The 15581-nt window shown below is 64.1% G+C and carries 15 protein-coding genes; 10 read left to right on the top strand and 5 right to left on the bottom strand.

The features are described from left to right. Positions 1-26 precede the first annotated feature (26 nt). From AFIC_RS10030 to AFIC_RS10020, 3 genes are all read left to right on the top strand, one after another. A complete protein-coding gene (locus AFIC_RS10030; RefSeq protein ID WP_275246089.1) occupies positions 27-1415 on the top strand; it encodes a class II 3-deoxy-7-phosphoheptulonate synthase in 1389 nt (462 codons plus the stop codon). Position 1416: 1 nt separating this feature from the next. Next, the gene (locus AFIC_RS10025) at positions 1417-1770 is read left to right on the top strand and encodes a diacylglycerol kinase (protein ID WP_275246088.1); all 354 of its coding nucleotides are present in this window, start codon (positions 1417-1419) and stop codon (positions 1768-1770) included. Positions 1771-1831: 61 nt separating this feature from the next. Next, positions 1832-3586, top strand: coding sequence for an NAD+ synthase (locus AFIC_RS10020; protein ID WP_275246087.1), 1755 nt, complete (start codon positions 1832-1834; stop codon positions 3584-3586). Positions 3587-3598: 12 nt separating this feature from the next. Here AFIC_RS10020 and AFIC_RS10015 read toward each other — a convergent pair whose 3' ends face one another. Further along, the gene (locus AFIC_RS10015) at positions 3599-4660 is read right to left on the bottom strand and encodes a DUF2865 domain-containing protein (RefSeq protein WP_275248695.1); all 1062 of its coding nucleotides are present in this window, start codon (positions 4658-4660) and stop codon (positions 3599-3601) included. 150 nt (positions 4661-4810) lie between these two features. Further along, complete coding sequence (locus tag AFIC_RS10010; protein WP_275246086.1) at positions 4811-5110, bottom strand: hypothetical protein; 300 nt, start codon at positions 5108-5110, stop codon at positions 4811-4813. Positions 5111-5389: 279 nt separating this feature from the next. Between AFIC_RS10010 and cysS the strand changes: the two genes are divergently transcribed. The 3 genes from cysS to cimA all read left to right on the top strand — a co-directional run bounded on the left by cysS (position 5390) and on the right by cimA (position 9007). Next, positions 5390-6784, top strand: coding sequence for a cysteine--tRNA ligase (gene cysS / locus AFIC_RS10005; protein ID WP_275246085.1), 1395 nt, complete (start codon positions 5390-5392; stop codon positions 6782-6784). A gap of 109 nt (positions 6785-6893) precedes the next feature. Then, positions 6894-7415 carry a GNAT family N-acetyltransferase gene (locus tag AFIC_RS10000; RefSeq protein ID WP_275246084.1) on the top strand — a complete coding sequence of 174 codons (522 nt, stop codon included), beginning with the start codon at positions 6894-6896 and terminating at the stop codon, positions 7413-7415. Next, positions 7412-9007 (top strand): citramalate synthase, encoded by a 1596-nt coding sequence (gene cimA / locus AFIC_RS09995; protein ID WP_275246083.1) that lies wholly within the window; start codon positions 7412-7414, stop codon positions 9005-9007. The genes AFIC_RS10000 and cimA overlap by 4 nt, the downstream gene beginning before the upstream one ends. On the opposite strand, the gene AFIC_RS09990 is transcribed toward cimA, so the two are convergent. Together AFIC_RS09990 and AFIC_RS09985 are read right to left on the bottom strand one after the other, a co-directional pair. After that, the gene (locus AFIC_RS09990; RefSeq protein ID WP_275246082.1) at positions 8974-9759 is read right to left on the bottom strand and encodes a DUF6796 family protein; all 786 of its coding nucleotides are present in this window, start codon (positions 9757-9759) and stop codon (positions 8974-8976) included. The two genes, cimA and AFIC_RS09990, sit on opposite strands and share 34 nt — an antisense overlap. Then, positions 9756-10367: an LOG family protein gene (locus tag AFIC_RS09985; RefSeq protein ID WP_275246081.1), complete on the bottom strand. Its 612-nt coding sequence runs from the start codon at positions 10365-10367 to the stop codon at positions 9756-9758. The genes AFIC_RS09990 and AFIC_RS09985 overlap by 4 nt, the downstream gene beginning before the upstream one ends. 197 nt (positions 10368-10564) lie before the next feature. Between AFIC_RS09985 and AFIC_RS09980 the strand changes: the two genes are divergently transcribed. From AFIC_RS09980 to AFIC_RS09970, 3 genes are all read left to right on the top strand, one after another. Then, the gene (locus tag AFIC_RS09980; RefSeq protein WP_275246080.1) at positions 10565-12502 is read left to right on the top strand and encodes an ABCB family ABC transporter ATP-binding protein/permease; all 1938 of its coding nucleotides are present in this window, start codon (positions 10565-10567) and stop codon (positions 12500-12502) included. Positions 12503-12659: 157 nt separating this feature from the next. Then, positions 12660-13358, top strand: a complete 699-nt coding sequence (locus AFIC_RS09975; RefSeq protein WP_420833323.1) for a phosphatidylserine decarboxylase — start codon at positions 12660-12662, stop codon at positions 13356-13358. A 91-nt stretch (positions 13359-13449) separates the two neighbouring features. Then, the gene (locus AFIC_RS09970; RefSeq protein WP_275246079.1) at positions 13450-14334 is read left to right on the top strand and encodes a CDP-alcohol phosphatidyltransferase family protein; all 885 of its coding nucleotides are present in this window, start codon (positions 13450-13452) and stop codon (positions 14332-14334) included. Between the two features lie 16 nt (positions 14335-14350). Here the strand turns inward: AFIC_RS09970 and AFIC_RS09965 are convergent, their stop codons facing one another. Beyond that, the gene (locus AFIC_RS09965; protein WP_275246078.1) at positions 14351-14563 is read right to left on the bottom strand and encodes a hypothetical protein; all 213 of its coding nucleotides are present in this window, start codon (positions 14561-14563) and stop codon (positions 14351-14353) included. 216 nt (positions 14564-14779) lie between these two features. Between AFIC_RS09965 and AFIC_RS09960 the strand changes: the two genes are divergently transcribed. Beyond that, positions 14780-15553, top strand: coding sequence for a motility protein A (locus AFIC_RS09960; protein WP_275246077.1), 774 nt, complete (start codon positions 14780-14782; stop codon positions 15551-15553). The last annotated feature ends 28 nt before the right edge of the window (positions 15554-15581 follow it).

Raw genomic sequence — 15581 nt, 5'->3', positions numbered from 1 at the left:
GGACGATCAGGCAGGAGTTTTCGATTATGGCTGAGCGGTGGACGCCCGATAGCTGGCGCAAGAAACCGGTGTTGCAGGTGCCGGAATATCCGGACGCGAAGGCGTTGGCGGATGTCGAGGGGCAGCTTGCGACCTTTCCGCCTCTGGTTTTTGCGGGCGAGGCGCGCAACCTGAAGAAGTCGCTGGCCCGCGTGGCCGCCGGCGAAGCCTTCCTGTTGCAGGGCGGCGATTGCGCCGAGAGCTTCGCCGAGCATGGCGCCAACAACATCCGCGACTTCTTCCGCGTCTTCCTGCAAATGGCGGTGGTGCTGACCTATGCCGGTGCGCTGCCGGTGGTGAAGGTCGGCCGTATCGCCGGTCAGTTCGCCAAGCCGCGTTCCTCGCCGACCGAGAAGATCAACGGCGTTGAGCTGCCGAGCTATCGCGGCGACATCGTCAACGACATCGCCTTCACGGCGGAAGCGCGGGTGCCCGATCCGCGCCGTCAGCTTGCGGCCTACCGGCAGTCGGCGGCGACGCTCAACCTGCTGCGCGCGTTCGCGACCGGCGGCTTCGCCAATCTTGGCAGCGTGCATCAGTGGATGCTCGGCTTCGTGAAAGATTCGCAGCAGTCGCGCCGCTACAAGGAATTGGCGGACCGCATTTCCGACGCGCTGAACTTCATGCGCGCCTGCGGCCTCAATCTCGAGAGCCATCCGGAATTGCGCGCGACCGAGTTCTACACCAGCCACGAGGCGCTGCTGCTCGGCTACGAGCAGGCGTTGACGCGCGTCGATTCCACCACCGGCGACTGGTACGCGACCTCCGGGCACATGCTCTGGGTCGGCGACCGCACACGCCAGCTCGACCACGGGCATGTCGAGTATTTCCGTGGCATCAAGAATCCGATCGGCCTGAAGTGCGGCCCGTCGCTGAAGCCGGACGAACTCCTGAAGCTGATCGACATCCTCAACCCGGATAACGAGCCGGGCCGCCTGACGCTCATCAACCGCTCGGGCGCGGACAAGGTCGGCGACACGCTGCCGCACTTCATCCGCGCGGTGCAGCGCGAAGGCAAGGCGGTGGTATGGTCGTGCGATCCGATGCACGGCAACACCATCACCTCGACCAGTGGCTACAAGACGCGGCCGTTCGACCGCATCCTGTCCGAACTGAAGTCGTTCTTCGAGGTTCACGCGGCGGAAGGCACCCATGCCGGCGGCGTGCATCTGGAGATGACCGGTCAGGACGTCACCGAGTGCATCGGCGGCGCGCGCGCCATCACCGACGAGGATCTCAACGACCGTTACCACACGGTCTGCGATCCGCGCCTGAATGCCGAACAGTCCATCGACATGGCATTCCTGATCGCGGAATTCCTCAAGCAGGGCCGGGAGCGCAAGGCGCAACCGCTGCCTGCGGTGGCTGGCCTCTGACGTGCTGCGCGTCTGGCGCGCGACCATCAACAGCCTTAACGGGCTTCTCTTCGCGTTTCGCTCCGAACAGGCGATCCGCGAGGAGGTTGTCGCGCTGGTCGCATCGTTTCCCTTGTCGTGGCTGGTCGGGGTCACGTCCGCGCGCAAGGTGGAATTGGTGGTTGTCGTCCTCCTCGTGCTTGTGGTGGAGCTCCTCAACACCGCGATCGAGAAGCTGGCCGATCGTCTGACGCTGGATCACGACCCGCAGATCGGCCGGGTCAAGGACATGGGATCGGCCGCGGTCGGCGTCATGCTCGCCATCGCCGGTTTGACGTGGCTGTTCGCCATCGCCGAGCGGATCGGGGTCATCTGATTGACATGCGCCGCAAAGCCCGCAATTGCGGAAGCCGCGCGGTGCGGGCTACAACAGGCCCATGACTGAATCCGCAAAATTCGTAGTAACGCTGGCGCAGCTCAATCCGACGGTGGGAGACATCGCCGGAAACGCCGCCAGGGCGCGGGACGCGCGTGCGAAGGCGGCGGCGGATGGCGCCGCCCTCGTGGTGCTGTCCGAGCTTTTCCTGTGCGGCTATCCGCCGGAAGACATCGTCCTCAAGCCCTCGTTTCAGGCGCGATGCCGCGCCGAGATCGAGACGCTCGCGCGCGAGACTTCCGATGGCGGTCCGGCGGTGCTGATCGGCACGCCGTGGGTCGAGGAGGGCAAGCTCTACAACGCGGTTGCGCTTTTGGATGGCGGGCGCATCGCCGGTCTGCGCTTCAAGGCCAACCTGCCGAACTACGGCGTGTTCGACGAGAAGCGCATCTTCGCGCGGGGGCCTGCGGCGGGGCCGCTCACCATTCGCGGCGTGCGCGTCGGCGTGCCGATCTGCGAAGACACGTGGATGGAGGAGTCGGCGGAGTACGAGAACGTCGTCGAATGCCTCGCCGAGACCGGCGCCGAAATCCTGATCGTGCCGAACGGCTCGCCTTACGCGCGCGGCAAGAACGACATCCGCCTGTCGATGGCGGTGGCGCGCATCACCGAAAGCGGCCTGCCGTTCGTCTATCTCAATCAGGTCGGCGGTCAGGACGAACTGGTGTTCGACGGCGCGTCGTTCGCGCTCAATGCCGACCGTTCGCTCGCGGCGCAGCTGCCCTGTTTCGAGGAAGCCATCACGACGCTGACGTGGGCGAAGGGCGAGAAGGGATGGGTCTGCAAGGGGCCGGCCGCGCCGCCGATCGAGGGCGACCGCGCCGACTACGCCGCCTGCGTTCTGGGATTGCGCGACTATGTCGGCAAGAACGGTTTTCCCGGCGTGCTGCTCGGCGTTTCCGGCGGCATCGATTCAGCGCTGTGCCTTGCCATCGCGGTCGATGCCATCGGCGTCGAGCGCGTACGCGGCGTGATGCTGCCGTTCCGCTTCACCGCGCAGGAGTCGATCGACGATGCGGCGCGGATCGCGCGCGGTCTCGGCATCCGTTATGACGTGCTGCCGATCGCCGCCGCCGTGAATGGCTTCGAGGGCATCCTGAAGGATGTTTTCAAGGGCAAACCGCGCGACGTGACCGAGGAGAATTTGCAGGCGCGCACCCGCGGCGTGCTGCTGATGGCGATCTCCAACAAGTTCGGCGACATGCTGGTGACGACCGGCAACAAATCCGAAATGTCGGTCGGCTACGCGACGCTGTACGGCGACATGAACGGCGGCTTCAACCCGATCAAGGATATCTACAAGACCGAAGTGTTTCGCCTGTCCTCGCTGCGCAATTCGTGGAAGCCGGAAGGCGCGCTCGGCCCGTCCGGCAAGGTCATTCCGGTCAGCATCATCGCGCGCCCGCCGACGGCGGAGTTGCGCGAGAACCAGACCGATCAGGACTCGCTGCCGCCTTACGACATTCTCGACGGCATTCTGGAGCGGCTCGTCGAACGCGACATGTCGGTCGCCGAGATCGTGGGGGAGGGCTTCGAGCGCGACACCGTGCTGCGCATCGACCGGCTGCTCAACCTCGCGGAATACAAGCGCAGGCAGGCCGCGCCGGGTGTGAAAGTGACGCGCAAGAACTTCGGCCGCGACCGCCGCTACCCGATCACCAACCGCTTTCGCGACAATGGCGACCGCGATCCCGAGCCCGACCACGCGCTGGTGACCCGCTCGCGCCGGGACTCGACCGAGGTTTTCGACGGCTGAGCGACGCTCGCCTCAGCGATTGTTCGGAATGAAGGTCGGTCCGACCGAGCGGATCTTGCCCGGATCGGTGTTCGCCTCCGGTGCGGCGGGTGCCGCCGTCTGCGGCGCTCCGGTTTGCCTGACCGGCGCGGTGCGCGGCGGCTGCGACATCCGCCTGGCGCGGTCCTCGGTCACGGTGATGTCGCCTTGCTCCGCTCCGCTCGACGTATCGACATTTTTCAGCGCATCGGCCCAGCTCTGGCCCGGCGCGCGGCAACTGCATGTCTTGTCGTATTGGGTGCGGAAGTGGAAGGCGTTCGGCGATTGCGAGTAGGGCTGGCCGTTGATCGAGACGGCCTGCGCGATGTCCTCGCCCGGATTGTGATAGGTGTAGAGCGTGACCTGCGCATTCGGGCACAGGCTCTTGCAGGTGCGCTCGTCGTCCGCGAAGCGGCTCGGCACGGTCGCGAATGAAATCGGGAAGTAAGAGCCGTCGCAGCTTTTGACGCAGACGGTCCGGTAGGTGCCCGATTGCGGCGCGTTCGGATCGACCGCGCCATTGTTGTCGGAGGGGCCGCCGCCGAACAAATTGCTCAGGAAGTTTCCGGAGCGCGCCATGTTGGCGTATTGCGGGCCGCAATTGTTCTGCGCCAGCGCGAGGATCACCGAACGGCGCTGCGGGTCGTCGGCGCCGTTGGCAGAACCCGCGCGCAGCCGCTCCAGATTGGAGGTGATCTGGTCGAGGTTCTGGCGCATCTGCTGGATCTGATTGTTGATCGGTCCGCATTGCGCCGAGCGGCCGTTGAACAGCGAGAAGAACCCGGAGCTGTCGCAGCCCTGATCGCGGGCGCGGGCCTGAACGCGCTCCAGTTCAGCCTGCTGGCGGTTCGCCGCATCTTCGTAGCGCCGGATCTGGTCAGCCTTGCCGGCATCGCCCCCGCCCTGGCTGCGGTCGATGGCGGCCAACTGGCCTTCGAGGCGCTGGCACATCGGGCTGCCCTGGCCGCCGCCCGGGGCGAAATTCTGCGCAAAAGCGGGGGCCGACAGTCCCGCGACAGCGAGGACAGCCAGCATCGGCAGGGATCGGGGGAGCATCGCCAAGTACTTATCCGGGAAAGCAGCCGCAGGGGCGGCCAATGCGGGTTTGCATAGCCGTTTCAGGGGGCAAGGTCACGCCGATTTCTGGGCGCTCTCAAGGCAGCGCCGGGCGTTCCGGTGAATAACGCAGGCCGGCGAGGCCGCGATTTACCGCTGGCAGGTGATGGCGACGTAAGTGTCGGCGCGCGAAGCTGGGCGGGTGGAGGCCGGGATGGCGCCGGTGATGTCGTCGGTATCGACGCGGTGATAGGAACTCGCCCGCGCGAATTGATGGGATTCGCAATACATCCGCGCCGCGGAAGCGCCGCAACTCGCGCCATTGGCAAGGCATTCGTCGATGCCATAGCCGTCCGGCTGGTTGGCCACGATGAAAACCCGGCTGTCGGCAAAAACAGGGGAGGTCGTCAGGAGAACGGCGCATAACGCAGCCGCGGAACTCAATCGCATGGAAGCACCAGCCGGGAATCACGAGACCGACACGGATAAGGCCAAAATGTTAAAAATCATTAACTCGGCCGTTTTGGCGGAATTGCGCCGCCATTGACCAAGGCTCCGGGCTGCCTCTTGACGGGGCGACCTCCGCTGGCCATTGTGCCGGCCATGAACGGTTCTTCCTCGTTTTTCGGCATTTGCCGCGAGATTATTAGCTAGCGATTCGCTGGCTGGAGCCGTCTTTTCTCACATCGAGAGTAGTGGACGCCCCCGGCCCAACCGGACGGTTTGTCTATGGACTTGAAACTCTACGATACGCTGTCGAAGGAAAAGCGTGCCTTCGTGCCGCTCGATCCGCGCAACGTGCGGATGTATGTGTGCGGGCCGACGGTCTATGACTTCGCCCATATCGGCAACGCGCGCCCGGTCATCGTGTTCGACGTGCTGTTCCGCCTGCTGCGGCACATCTATGGCGAGAACCACGTCACCTACGTGCGCAACATCACCGACGTCGATGACAAGATCAACGACCGCGCGCTGCGCGACTATCCCGGCCTGCCGCTGAACGAGGCGATCCGCAAGGTCACGGAAAAGACCGCGACACAGTTTCACGCCGATGTCGATGCGCTCGGCTGTTTGCCGCCGACCGTCGAGCCGCGCGCGACCGATTTCGTGCTGCCGCGCACTGATGGCAAGGCCGATATGGTGTCGCTCATCAAGACGCTGATCGATCGCGGCCACGCCTACCCGGCGAATGGCGAGGTGCTGTTCGACACCGCGTCGATGCCGGATTACGGCAAGCTCTCAGGCCGCAAACTTGAAGACCAGCAGGCCGGCGCGCGCATCGCGGTGGACGCGCACAAGAAGAACCCGGCCGACTTCGTGCTGTGGAAGCAATCCTCAGCAGACGAGCCAGGCTGGGACAGCCCGTGGGGCTGGGGACGCCCCGGCTGGCACATCGAATGCTCGGCGATGAGTGCCGCCTATCTCGGCGACGTGTTCGACATTCACGGCGGCGGCCTCGACCTGATCTTCCCGCACCACGAGAACGAGATCGCGCAATCGCGCTGCGCCCACGGCACCCATGCGATGGCGAATTACTGGCTGCACAACGGCTTCCTGCAAGTCGAAGGCGAGAAGATGTCGAAGTCGCTCGGCAACTTCGTCACGATCAACGATCTGCTGAAGGATTGGCCGGGCGAGGTCGTGCGTCTCAACATGCTCAAGACCCATTATCGTTCGCCGATCGACTGGACGGTGAAGGGGCTGGAGGAGAGCGCGAAGGTTCTGGACGACTGGTACGCGACGGCGGGCGATGTCGCTGGAAGTAAACCTGCGGGAGCCGTGCTCGATACGCTCGCGGACGATCTCAACACCGCGCAGACCGTCGCGGCGCTGCATGGCTTGCGCCATCAGGCGGAGAAGGGCGGCGAAGCGCCGCGCGCCGAGTTCGTGGCCTCGCTGCGGCTGCTGGGATTCCTCGCGCAGACGCAGGCAGACTGGGATGCGCGCAAGCAGCAAGCGAGCGGAGTCGATGCCGCGCAGGTCACCGCGCTCATCGCGGACCGCACCGCCGCCCGCGCGCGCAAGGACTGGAAGGAATCCGACCGCATCCGTGACGAACTCGCGGCCATGGGCGTCGCTATCAAGGATTCCAAGGAAGGCACCACCTGGGAGATCGCGCGATGAAACCGCCGGAAACGCCTTTTCCGCGTCGCTGGAAATATTACATCGTATTGAAATGGTGCGTGATCGCAGGCGCGGCCGCGCTCGCACTCAAGTATTTCGGATATTGGTGATGGCACAGGCGCTTCGGAAAGTGGGATTGCGGCCGTTCCTGCCGGCCGACACCTCGATTCTCGCCGCGATCTTCATCGCCAGCATCGAGGAGTTGACCGAGGATAGCTATTCCGAGGCGCAGCGCGAGGCATGGGCCTCGCGCGCCGAGGATGAGGCGGCGTTCGGCAAGAAACTCGGCGCGCAACTGACACTGGTCGCGACGGTGCAGGGATCGCCGGTCGGCTTTGCCTCGCTGAGGGGCGCCGACCATCTCGACATGCTGTTCGTGCATCCGGGCGCGGTGCGGCAGGGTGTGGCAAGCACGCTGTGCGATGCGATCGAGAAACTCGCGGCGGCGCGAGGTGCCGCGCGCATCAGTGTCGATGCCAGCGATTCCGCGCAGGAGTTTTTCGCGGGTCGCGGCTATCTCGGCCAGCGGCGCAATTCGATTTCCATCGGCGACGAATGGCTCGCCAACACCACCATGACCAAGGCACTCGGCGATACGCCGTCCAATGATAATCCAGGGTTGGCATCATGAGCCGCGAACGACTTTATCTTTTCGACACGACGCTGCGCGACGGCGCGCAGACCAGCGGCGTGGACTTCACGCTGCACGACAAGCGTGTGATTGCGCAGATGCTCGACGATCTCGGTCTGGATTATGTCGAGGGCGGCTATCCGGGTGCGAACCCGGCTGACAGCGAGTTCTTCAGCACGCACCCGAAATTCGCCCGCGCGAAGTTCACCGCGTTCGGCATGGTGCGCCGTGCTGGCCGTTCGGCGTCGAACGATCCCGGTTTCGTCGGCGTGCTGGAAGCCAAGGCCGATGCCTTCTGCCTCGTCGCGAAATCCTCCGCCTATCAGGTGCGCGTCGCGCTGGAGACGACGAAGGAAGAGAACATCGCGGCGATCCGCGACAGCATCGGCGCGGCGGCGAAAAAAGGCGGCGAAGCGATGCTCGATTGCGAGCATTTCTTCGACGGGTACAAGGAAGATCCGGAATTCGCGCTGGCCTGCGCGAAGGCTGCGTATGAGTCCGGTGCGCGCTGGGTGGTGCTGTGCGACACCAATGGCGGCACCATGCCAGAGGAAATCACCAAGATCATCGGTGAGGTGACAAAGCACATCCCCGGCACGCATCTCGGCATCCATGCGCATGACGACACCGGGCAGGCGGTGGCGAACTCGCTGGCGGCGGTGCGCGCGGGCGTGCGGCAAATTCAGGGCACGCTGAACGGTCTCGGCGAGCGATGCGGCAACGCCAATCTGTGTTCGCTGATCCCGACGCTGAAACTGAAACAGCCGTTCGCGGATCAGTTCGAGATCGGCGTGTCGGATGCGAAGCTCGCGACGCTGACGCATGTGTCGCGCGCGCTCGACGACATCCTGAACCGCGTACCTGACAGGCACGCGCCGTATGTGGGCGAAAACGCATTCGTCACCAAGACCGGCATCCATGCCTCGGCGCTGATGAAGGACCCGCACACCTACGAGCACATCGCGCCGGAAGCCGTCGGCAACCGCCGTCAGGTGCTGGTGTCCGATCAGGCCGGGCGCTCGAACGTGCTCGCGGCGCTGGAACGCGCGGGCATCGCGTTTGACAAGAACGATCCGAAGGTCACGCGCCTTGTCGAGGAGATGAAGGAGCGGGAAGCGGGCGGCTATGCCTACGAGTCCGCCGATGCGTCGTTCGAATTGCTGGCGCGTCGCACGCTCGGCCATGTGCCGGATTATTTCCGCGTCGTGCAGTTCGACGTCAATGTCGAGCAGCGCACCAACGGGAAGGGTCCACAGACCGTCGCTCTGGCGGTGGTGAAGGTCGAGGTCGCGGGCGAGGTGCTGATCTCGGCGGCGGAAGGCAACGGTCCCGTCAACGCACTCGACGTCGCGCTGCGCAAGGATCTCGGCAAGTACCAGAAATACATCGACGGCCTGAAGCTCACCGACTACCGCGTGCGTATCCTCAACGGCGGCACCGAGGCGGTGACGCGCGTGCTGATCGAGAGCGAGGACGAGAACGGCGCGCGCTGGACCACCATCGGCGTGTCGTCCAACGTCATCGACGCCTCGTTCCAGGCGCTGATGGATTCGCTCACCTACAAGCTGGTGAAGTCCGGCGCGCCCGCCTGACGCTCGGCTGCACTCGTAGCGGGGCCGCGCCACAATAGCGCGGTCGAAAGGCCGTAGACGAACAGCCAGCCGATGTTGAATCCCGCGCCCTCAAACCATGTGTGGAGCGGCTGCGGCAGCAAATGCGGCACACCGATGCCGATGGCGAGGAATGTCACGGGGTTGAACAGCAGGGCGATCCAGCGCGGATAGAGTGTACCGCCGCGCGCGATGGCAATCGCGAGCAGGAGCAACGCCAGCCCAAGCGTGACGACCGGCAGGAGCCACGCAATCATCAGCACGCGATGGAAATGCTCGCCGAGCGCGAGCAGCGCGCCATGCGCGGCTTCCGGCACCTCAAGCACGGTCTTGTAGACCATGCCGACGTAATAGAAGGCGGCATGGCCGAGCGGCGACCATGCGTTGCCGCACATCAGCAGAATAAAAGTGGCCCACGCCAGTTTCGGCCCCGCCGGCCGCAGCGCGCGAAACAGGTGCCAGCTCCCTGCGAGATAAAACACGATGCCGACATTCGCGACCAGCGCACCGGCGGCAAGCCGCGCCTCGGAGGAGGGCAGCATCATGTCCAGCGCGCCGAAGCCGATACGGCCTGCGTAGGTTTGCAGCAGCAGCGGATAGTCGGAGAGTTGCGCTTTCGCGCCGATGATCATCGCGTCACCCGCGATCCAGAACAGCGCGCCGATAATGCCCGCGATCCCGGCGAGCCGGAACCAGCAGTGCAAGGAGTCGCGCGGCGGGGATTGCGAATTCACATCTGCGCCGTAACGGCTTCCGCCGGTTGGAGGACAGCCGGGCCGTCCGGTGCCGCCGCCCGCAGCTTCGGCACGATGTCCTCGACACGGTTGGCGGTAAGGAAATTCACCGCCAGTCCCTGACGGATGAATTCCGTCTGGCGCATGTGCGCAAGCAGCGACAGCAGCGGCTCCCAGAAGTTGCCGATGTTGGCCAGCAGCACCGGCTTGGCGTGGCGGCCGAGCTGCGCCCATGTCATCTGCTCGACCAGTTCCTCCAGCGTGCCGATGCCGCCGGGCAGGGCGACGAAGGCATCCGAGTACTCGAACATGAGCTGCTTGCGCTCATGCATGTTCTTGGTGACGATCAGTTCCTGCGCGCGGTCCAGCGCATTCTCGCGCGCGGTGAGAAAATCCGGGATGATGCCGGTGACCTTGCCGCCATGGTCGAGAACGCCATTGGCGACCGCGCCCATCAGGCCGATGGAGCCGCCGCCATAGACAAGGCCGATGCCTTCCTCGGCAAAGGCTTTGCCGAGGGCGCTCGCGGCTTGCATGAACTGGGGGTCTGTACCTGGGCCGGAACCGCAATAAACGCAGACAGTCTTGATAGTATTGGTCTTGGTCATCGACTCGATGTGGCATTGCCTCATGACGCCGTCAAGACGAGCCGGGGCTTCACGAAAGGCTATCCTGCAACTGTCCGGAAGGCAGAAAATCGCCTTGGCCGGATGCGGAACCGGCTGTGCCATCCTATATGACAGGTCTATGTTGCCGAATCGAAGCCCGGCGCGGGGCGTTTTGTCCCGAGGCCGCAGGATTGTGAATGACCGTCTCTGATACGCCCGATCAAAATCGTCCCGCCCGCGCGGTGGGGAATGCCTCGCTGACCGCGACGCTGGTGCAGCTCTGGCCGTATATCTGGCCGGGAGAGCGGGCCGACCTGAAAATGCGGGTGGTCTGGTCGATGGTGCTGCTGGTGATCGCCAAGGCGCTCACCATGATCGTGCCGTTCACCTTCAAATGGGCGATCGATGCGCTGAACGGGCAGGGGAGCGCGCCGGTCGCGCCGTCGGACTGGATGATGTGGCTGCTCGCCTCGCCGATCATCCTGACAGTGAGTTACGGCGCCACCCGCATTCTGATGGCGGTGTTCACGCAATGGCGCGACGGCATCTTCGCCAGGGTGGCGATGCATGCGGTGCGCAAGCTCGCGTATCTCACCTTCGTGCACATGCACGAACTGTCGCTGCGCTTTCATCTCCAGCGCAAGACCGGCGGCCTGACGCGCGTTCTGGAGCGCGGCCGCACCGGCATCGAGACCATCGTGCGGCTTGCCGTGCAGCAACTGGCGCCGACCGTCGTCGAGTTGACGATGATGATGGTCGTGCTGCTGTATCAGTTCGACTGGCGCTACGTGCTGGTCACGGTGGGCACCGTGTTGGCCTATATGTGGTTCACCTATGTTGCGACCGAGTGGCGGATCGATATTCGCCGCCGCATGAACGAGTCCGACACCGAGGCCAACACCAAGGCCATCGATTCGCTGCTCAACTACGAGACGGTGAAGTATTTCGGCGCGGAGACGCGCGAGGCGAAACGCTACGACGTTTCGATGGAGCGTTACGAGCGCGCCAGCGTCAACACTTATACGTCGCTCGCGTGGCTCAACACCGGGCAGGCGGTGATTTTCTCGTTCGGCATTACCGCGACGATGGTGATGTGCGCCATCGGCATCCGCAACGGTACCCAGAGCGTCGGCGATTTCGTCATGATCAACGCCATGATGATCCAGCTTTACCAGCCGCTGAATTTCATGGGGTTCGTCTATCGCGAGATCAAGCAGGCGATCATCGACATCGAGATGATGTTCGGCGTTCTCAGCCGCAACCCGGAAGTGAAGGACAGGCCCGGCGCGAAGCCGCTACAGGTCACATCCGGCACGGTGCGTTTCGAGGACGTGCATTTCCATTACGATCCCGACCGCGAGATTCTCAAGGGCATTTCGTTCGAGGTGCCGGCGGGGAAGACCGTCGCCATCGTCGGGCCTTCGGGCGCTGGCAAGTCGACGATCTCGCGGCTGCTGTTTCGCCTCTACGATCTGAGCAGCGGACGCATCACCATCGACGGTCAGGATATTCGCGATGTGCAGCAGACATCGCTGCGCGCGGCCATCGGCATGGTGCCGCAGGACACCGTGCTGTTCAACGACACCATCCGCTACAACATCCGCTATGGCCGCTGGGATGCGAGCGATGCCGATGTCGAGGCTGCGGCGCAGATGGCGCAGATCGACGGTTTCATCCGCATGTCGCCGCAGGGTTACGAGACCGAAGTCGGCGAACGCGGGCTGAAACTCTCGGGTGGCGAGAAGCAGCGCGTCGCCATCGCTCGCACCATTCTCAAGGGGCCGCCGATCCTCGTGCTGGACGAGGCGACATCCGCGCTCGACAGCCATACCGAGCGGGAAATCCAGGACGAACTGGAAAAGGTCTCGCGCAATCGTACCTCGCTGGTGATCGCGCACCGCCTGTCCACCATCGTCAGTGCCGACGAGATCATCGTGCTGGAACGCGGGCGTATCGCGGAGCGCGGCACGCATATGCAGCTTCTGGCGATGAACGGCCTCTACGCCAGCATGTGGAACAGGCAGCGCGAGGCCGACGAGGCACGCGAGAAGCTCGCCCAGTTCGGCGACGACGAACTGGCCGGGAAGGACGGACAGGCCGGGGATGTTTCGCCTGCGCGCGATGCCGCGGAGTAAGAGATATCGGGCTCTGACGGCAGGCGCTTTTCCGAGACTTTTTGCGGCGTGCGCCCTAGAATAGGCAAAGATTCCCGTTCTCTCGCCGAAACGGGAAAACGGCAGTTGCCGGACCACTCATTTCCATCGCTGTAAAGCAGATATCTTTCGGAGTCCCATGTCGATCGCCAATTCCATTCGTGCGCAGATCCCGCCGATCCATCAGGAGGGATATCCTTTCATCGGCGGCTTCGCGCTGGCGAGCCTGATCCTGTTCTGGCTGTGGACGCCGCTCGGCTGGATCGGCGTCGTGCTGACGGTCTGGTGCGCGCTGTTCTTCCGCGATCCCGTCCGCACCACGCCGGTGCGGGAAGGGCTTGTCGTGGCGCCCGCCGACGGCCGGGTGTCGATGGTGCAGCCGGTGGTGCCGCCTGCCGAGCTTGGCCTCGGCGACAAGCCGCTGATGCGGATTTCCATCTTCATGAGCGTGTTCAATTGCCATGTGAACCGCAGCCCCGTGGCGGGCCGGATCGAGCGCATCGCCTACCGCCCCGGCAAGTTCATCAACGCCGAACTCGACAAGGCGAGCGAGGACAACGAGCGCAATTCGCTGGTGATCGCGACGCCTGCGGGGCGCATCGGCGTCATCCAGATCGCGGGGCTTGTCGCGCGCCGCATCGTCTCCTTCGTGCGCGAAGGCGAGAGCCTCGCGGCGGGACAACGCTTCGGCCTGATCCGGTTCGGCTCGCGCCTCGATGTTTTCCTCCCCGATGGAGCCAAGCCGCTGGTGGCGGTGGGGCAGACGGCGGTGGCGGGAGAGACCGTGCTGGCCGATTTCCAGATCGGCGATGGCGGCCGCGTTTACCGGACGGATTAACCTTGTCGCCATGCGATTGCGGGAGAGCCGCAGCCTCACGCATGGCTTCAAGTTATGTTGGCGGGGTGGGGTATTCCCCATATAAAGGGCCATGAGCATGTTTCCCCATTCCGACCAGCCCGATATGCAACGCCGCCGGTTCGGCTCCATTCCGGTGCGGGTGCTGGTGCCAAACGTCATCACGCTTCTGGCGCTGTGCGCGGGCCTGTCCGCCATTCGCATGTCGATCGAGGGACGCAACGAGCTGGCGCTCGGCGCGATCGTGTTCGCGGCCATTCTCGACGGCATCGACGGCCGCGTGGCGCGGATGATCAAGGGGCAGTCGCGCTTCGGAGCCGAACTCGACAGTCTCGCCGATTTCGTGAATTTCGGCGTCACCCCGGCGCTGATCTTGTATTTCTGGCAGTTGCACGACTTCAACAATGTCGGCTGGATCGCCGCGATCATCTTCGCGATCAGTAGCTGCCTGCGGCTCGCACGCTTCAACACGCAGATCGACCAGCCGAGCGATCTGCCGTTCGCGGCGAATTATTTCACCGGCGTGCCGGCGCCCCTTGGCGCGCTCTGTGTCCTTTTGCCGATGTATCTGGTGCTGATCGGGCTGCCGCAACTGCCGACGACGATCATCCTGATCTTCACGCTGACCATGGCGTTCCTGATGGTGTCGCGGCTGCCGGTCTATTCCGGCAAGAAGCTCGGCGCGCGGGTGTCGCCGGAAGGGGCCGTGCCGCTGGTGATCTTCGCGGTGTTGTTTATCGCCGTGCTCATCAGCTACCCGTGGTACGTGCTGAGTGTCGGATCGCTGATCTACCTCGCCGCGCTGCCGATCAGCTGGGCTGCTTTCCGCAAGCAGGAACGGGCCTTCCGCGCGCAGCAGGGCGCGGGGCAGGGCGTTGCTTCCGCCACTGGGCCGGAGCCGGCGTTCGCGCCGCCATCGGATTCGGAAACCTCCGACCGGCCGACGCGGCTGAACTGATTTCGCCAGATGACTGTCAGGCGGTGATATTCACACCGCCCGCCGGGGCTGCGCCGCCGCCTTGCGACGAGGTGGCGGTCTGTTGGGAAGCCTGCTGGGCTTCGTCGACGGCCTTCTGATCGGCCTTGATCGTGGCTTCATCGGCCTTGGCGGCCTGGTCCGCGGCAAGCTTGGCCTGGGCCTGAGCCAGGGTGGCCTGCGAGGAAATGGAATTGCTGATCGCAGTCATTTCAGTTCTCGGCGGTTGATCCTTCAAAGATTACACCGGCGATCTTTTCAAATTATTAACCACGATGGCGCGAGCCGCCGCGTATGGCGGCCTCTCGCGCGGAGCGTGAGGTCTTTTGCTCCCGATGTTTCGTAAGTTTTACGCGAATTTAATCGCGCCGACGCTACGGTTTGCAAACGCGGCTCAGAATGGCCGTTGTGCGCGTCGGAGTACTTCATGGATATTACCACCAGCATCGGCCTCGTCGCCGGCAGCATTGTCATTGTCGCGCTGATATTGACTGGCGGCGATCTGCACATGTTCATCAGCGAACATGCCATGATCATCATTTTCGGTGGTTCGATTTCCGCGACGCTGATCCGCTTTCCGCTGGTCTCCATTCTGCACGGTCTGCCGCTCGGCGCGAAATACGCTTTCACCATGAGCCGCACCACCGCGCGCGGTCTGGTCGATGAACTCGCCGGCGTTGCCGAGATCGCACGCAAGCAGGGTCCGGTCGGCCTCGAGAAGGTGGAGACGCCGGACGCGTTCCTGGCCAAGGGCATTCGCTACGTGGCCGACGGTTACGACATGGATTTCATTCGCGACAACCTCGAGCGGGATCGCGACAATTTCCTGATGCATCTCGACGAGGGCAGCAAGATCTATCGCGCAGTGGGCGATTGCGCGCCCGCGTTCGGCATGGTCGGCACGCTGATCGGCATGGTGCAGATGTTCGCCAACATGACCGATCCTTCCAAACTCGGGCCCTACATGGCGACCGCGTTGCTCGCGACGCTGTACGGCGCGGTGATCGCTAACCTGTTCTGCTTGCCGATCGCCGACAAGTTGCACGGCAAGCTGCTGGATGAGGAAACCAACCGCACCATCATCATCGACGGCATCCTGATGATCCGCGACGCCAAGAGCCCGACTCTGGTGCGCGAAATGCTGCTCGCTTACCTGCCGGAAAAGCATCGGCACGAAGCCGGCGAGCCGGTGCCCGCGTAAGCGGCGCCCGCACGGGGCAGGGGCAGCA

Origin of the sequence: [Pseudomonas] carboxydohydrogena (genome assembly GCF_029030725.1) — a bacterium.
GTDB lineage: Bacteria > Pseudomonadota > Alphaproteobacteria > Rhizobiales > Xanthobacteraceae > Afipia > Afipia carboxydohydrogena.
Note: the sequence above shows the minus strand (reverse complement) of the source record. Positions and strands in the feature narration are given on the sequence as shown.

Bases quoted from the DNA above. Each gene is read 5' to 3' on its own strand.
- AFIC_RS10030 (WP_275246089.1), top strand. From the start codon at position 27: ATGGCTGAGCGGTGGACGCCCGATAGCTGGCGCAAGAAACCGGTGTTG.
- AFIC_RS10020 (WP_275246087.1), top strand. From the start codon at position 1,832: ATGACTGAATCCGCAAAATTCGTAGTAACGCTGGCGCAGCTCAATCCG.
- AFIC_RS10015 (WP_275248695.1), bottom strand. From the start codon at position 4,660: ATGCTCCCCCGATCCCTGCCGATGCTGGCTGTCCTCGCTGTCGCGGGA.
- AFIC_RS10010 (WP_275246086.1), bottom strand. From the start codon at position 5,110: ATGCGATTGAGTTCCGCGGCTGCGTTATGCGCCGTTCTCCTGACGACC.
- cysS (WP_275246085.1), top strand. From the start codon at position 5,390: ATGGACTTGAAACTCTACGATACGCTGTCGAAGGAAAAGCGTGCCTTC.
- AFIC_RS10000 (WP_275246084.1), top strand. From the start codon at position 6,894: ATGGCACAGGCGCTTCGGAAAGTGGGATTGCGGCCGTTCCTGCCGGCC.
- cimA (WP_275246083.1), top strand. From the start codon at position 7,412: ATGAGCCGCGAACGACTTTATCTTTTCGACACGACGCTGCGCGACGGC.
- AFIC_RS09985 (WP_275246081.1), bottom strand. From the start codon at position 10,367: ATGACCAAGACCAATACTATCAAGACTGTCTGCGTTTATTGCGGTTCC.
- AFIC_RS09980 (WP_275246080.1), top strand. From the start codon at position 10,565: ATGACCGTCTCTGATACGCCCGATCAAAATCGTCCCGCCCGCGCGGTG.
- AFIC_RS09975 (WP_420833323.1), top strand. From the start codon at position 12,660: ATGTCGATCGCCAATTCCATTCGTGCGCAGATCCCGCCGATCCATCAG.
- AFIC_RS09970 (WP_275246079.1), top strand. From the start codon at position 13,450: ATGAGCATGTTTCCCCATTCCGACCAGCCCGATATGCAACGCCGCCGG.
- AFIC_RS09965 (WP_275246078.1), bottom strand. From the start codon at position 14,563: ATGACTGCGATCAGCAATTCCATTTCCTCGCAGGCCACCCTGGCTCAG.
- AFIC_RS09960 (WP_275246077.1), top strand. From the start codon at position 14,780: ATGGATATTACCACCAGCATCGGCCTCGTCGCCGGCAGCATTGTCATT.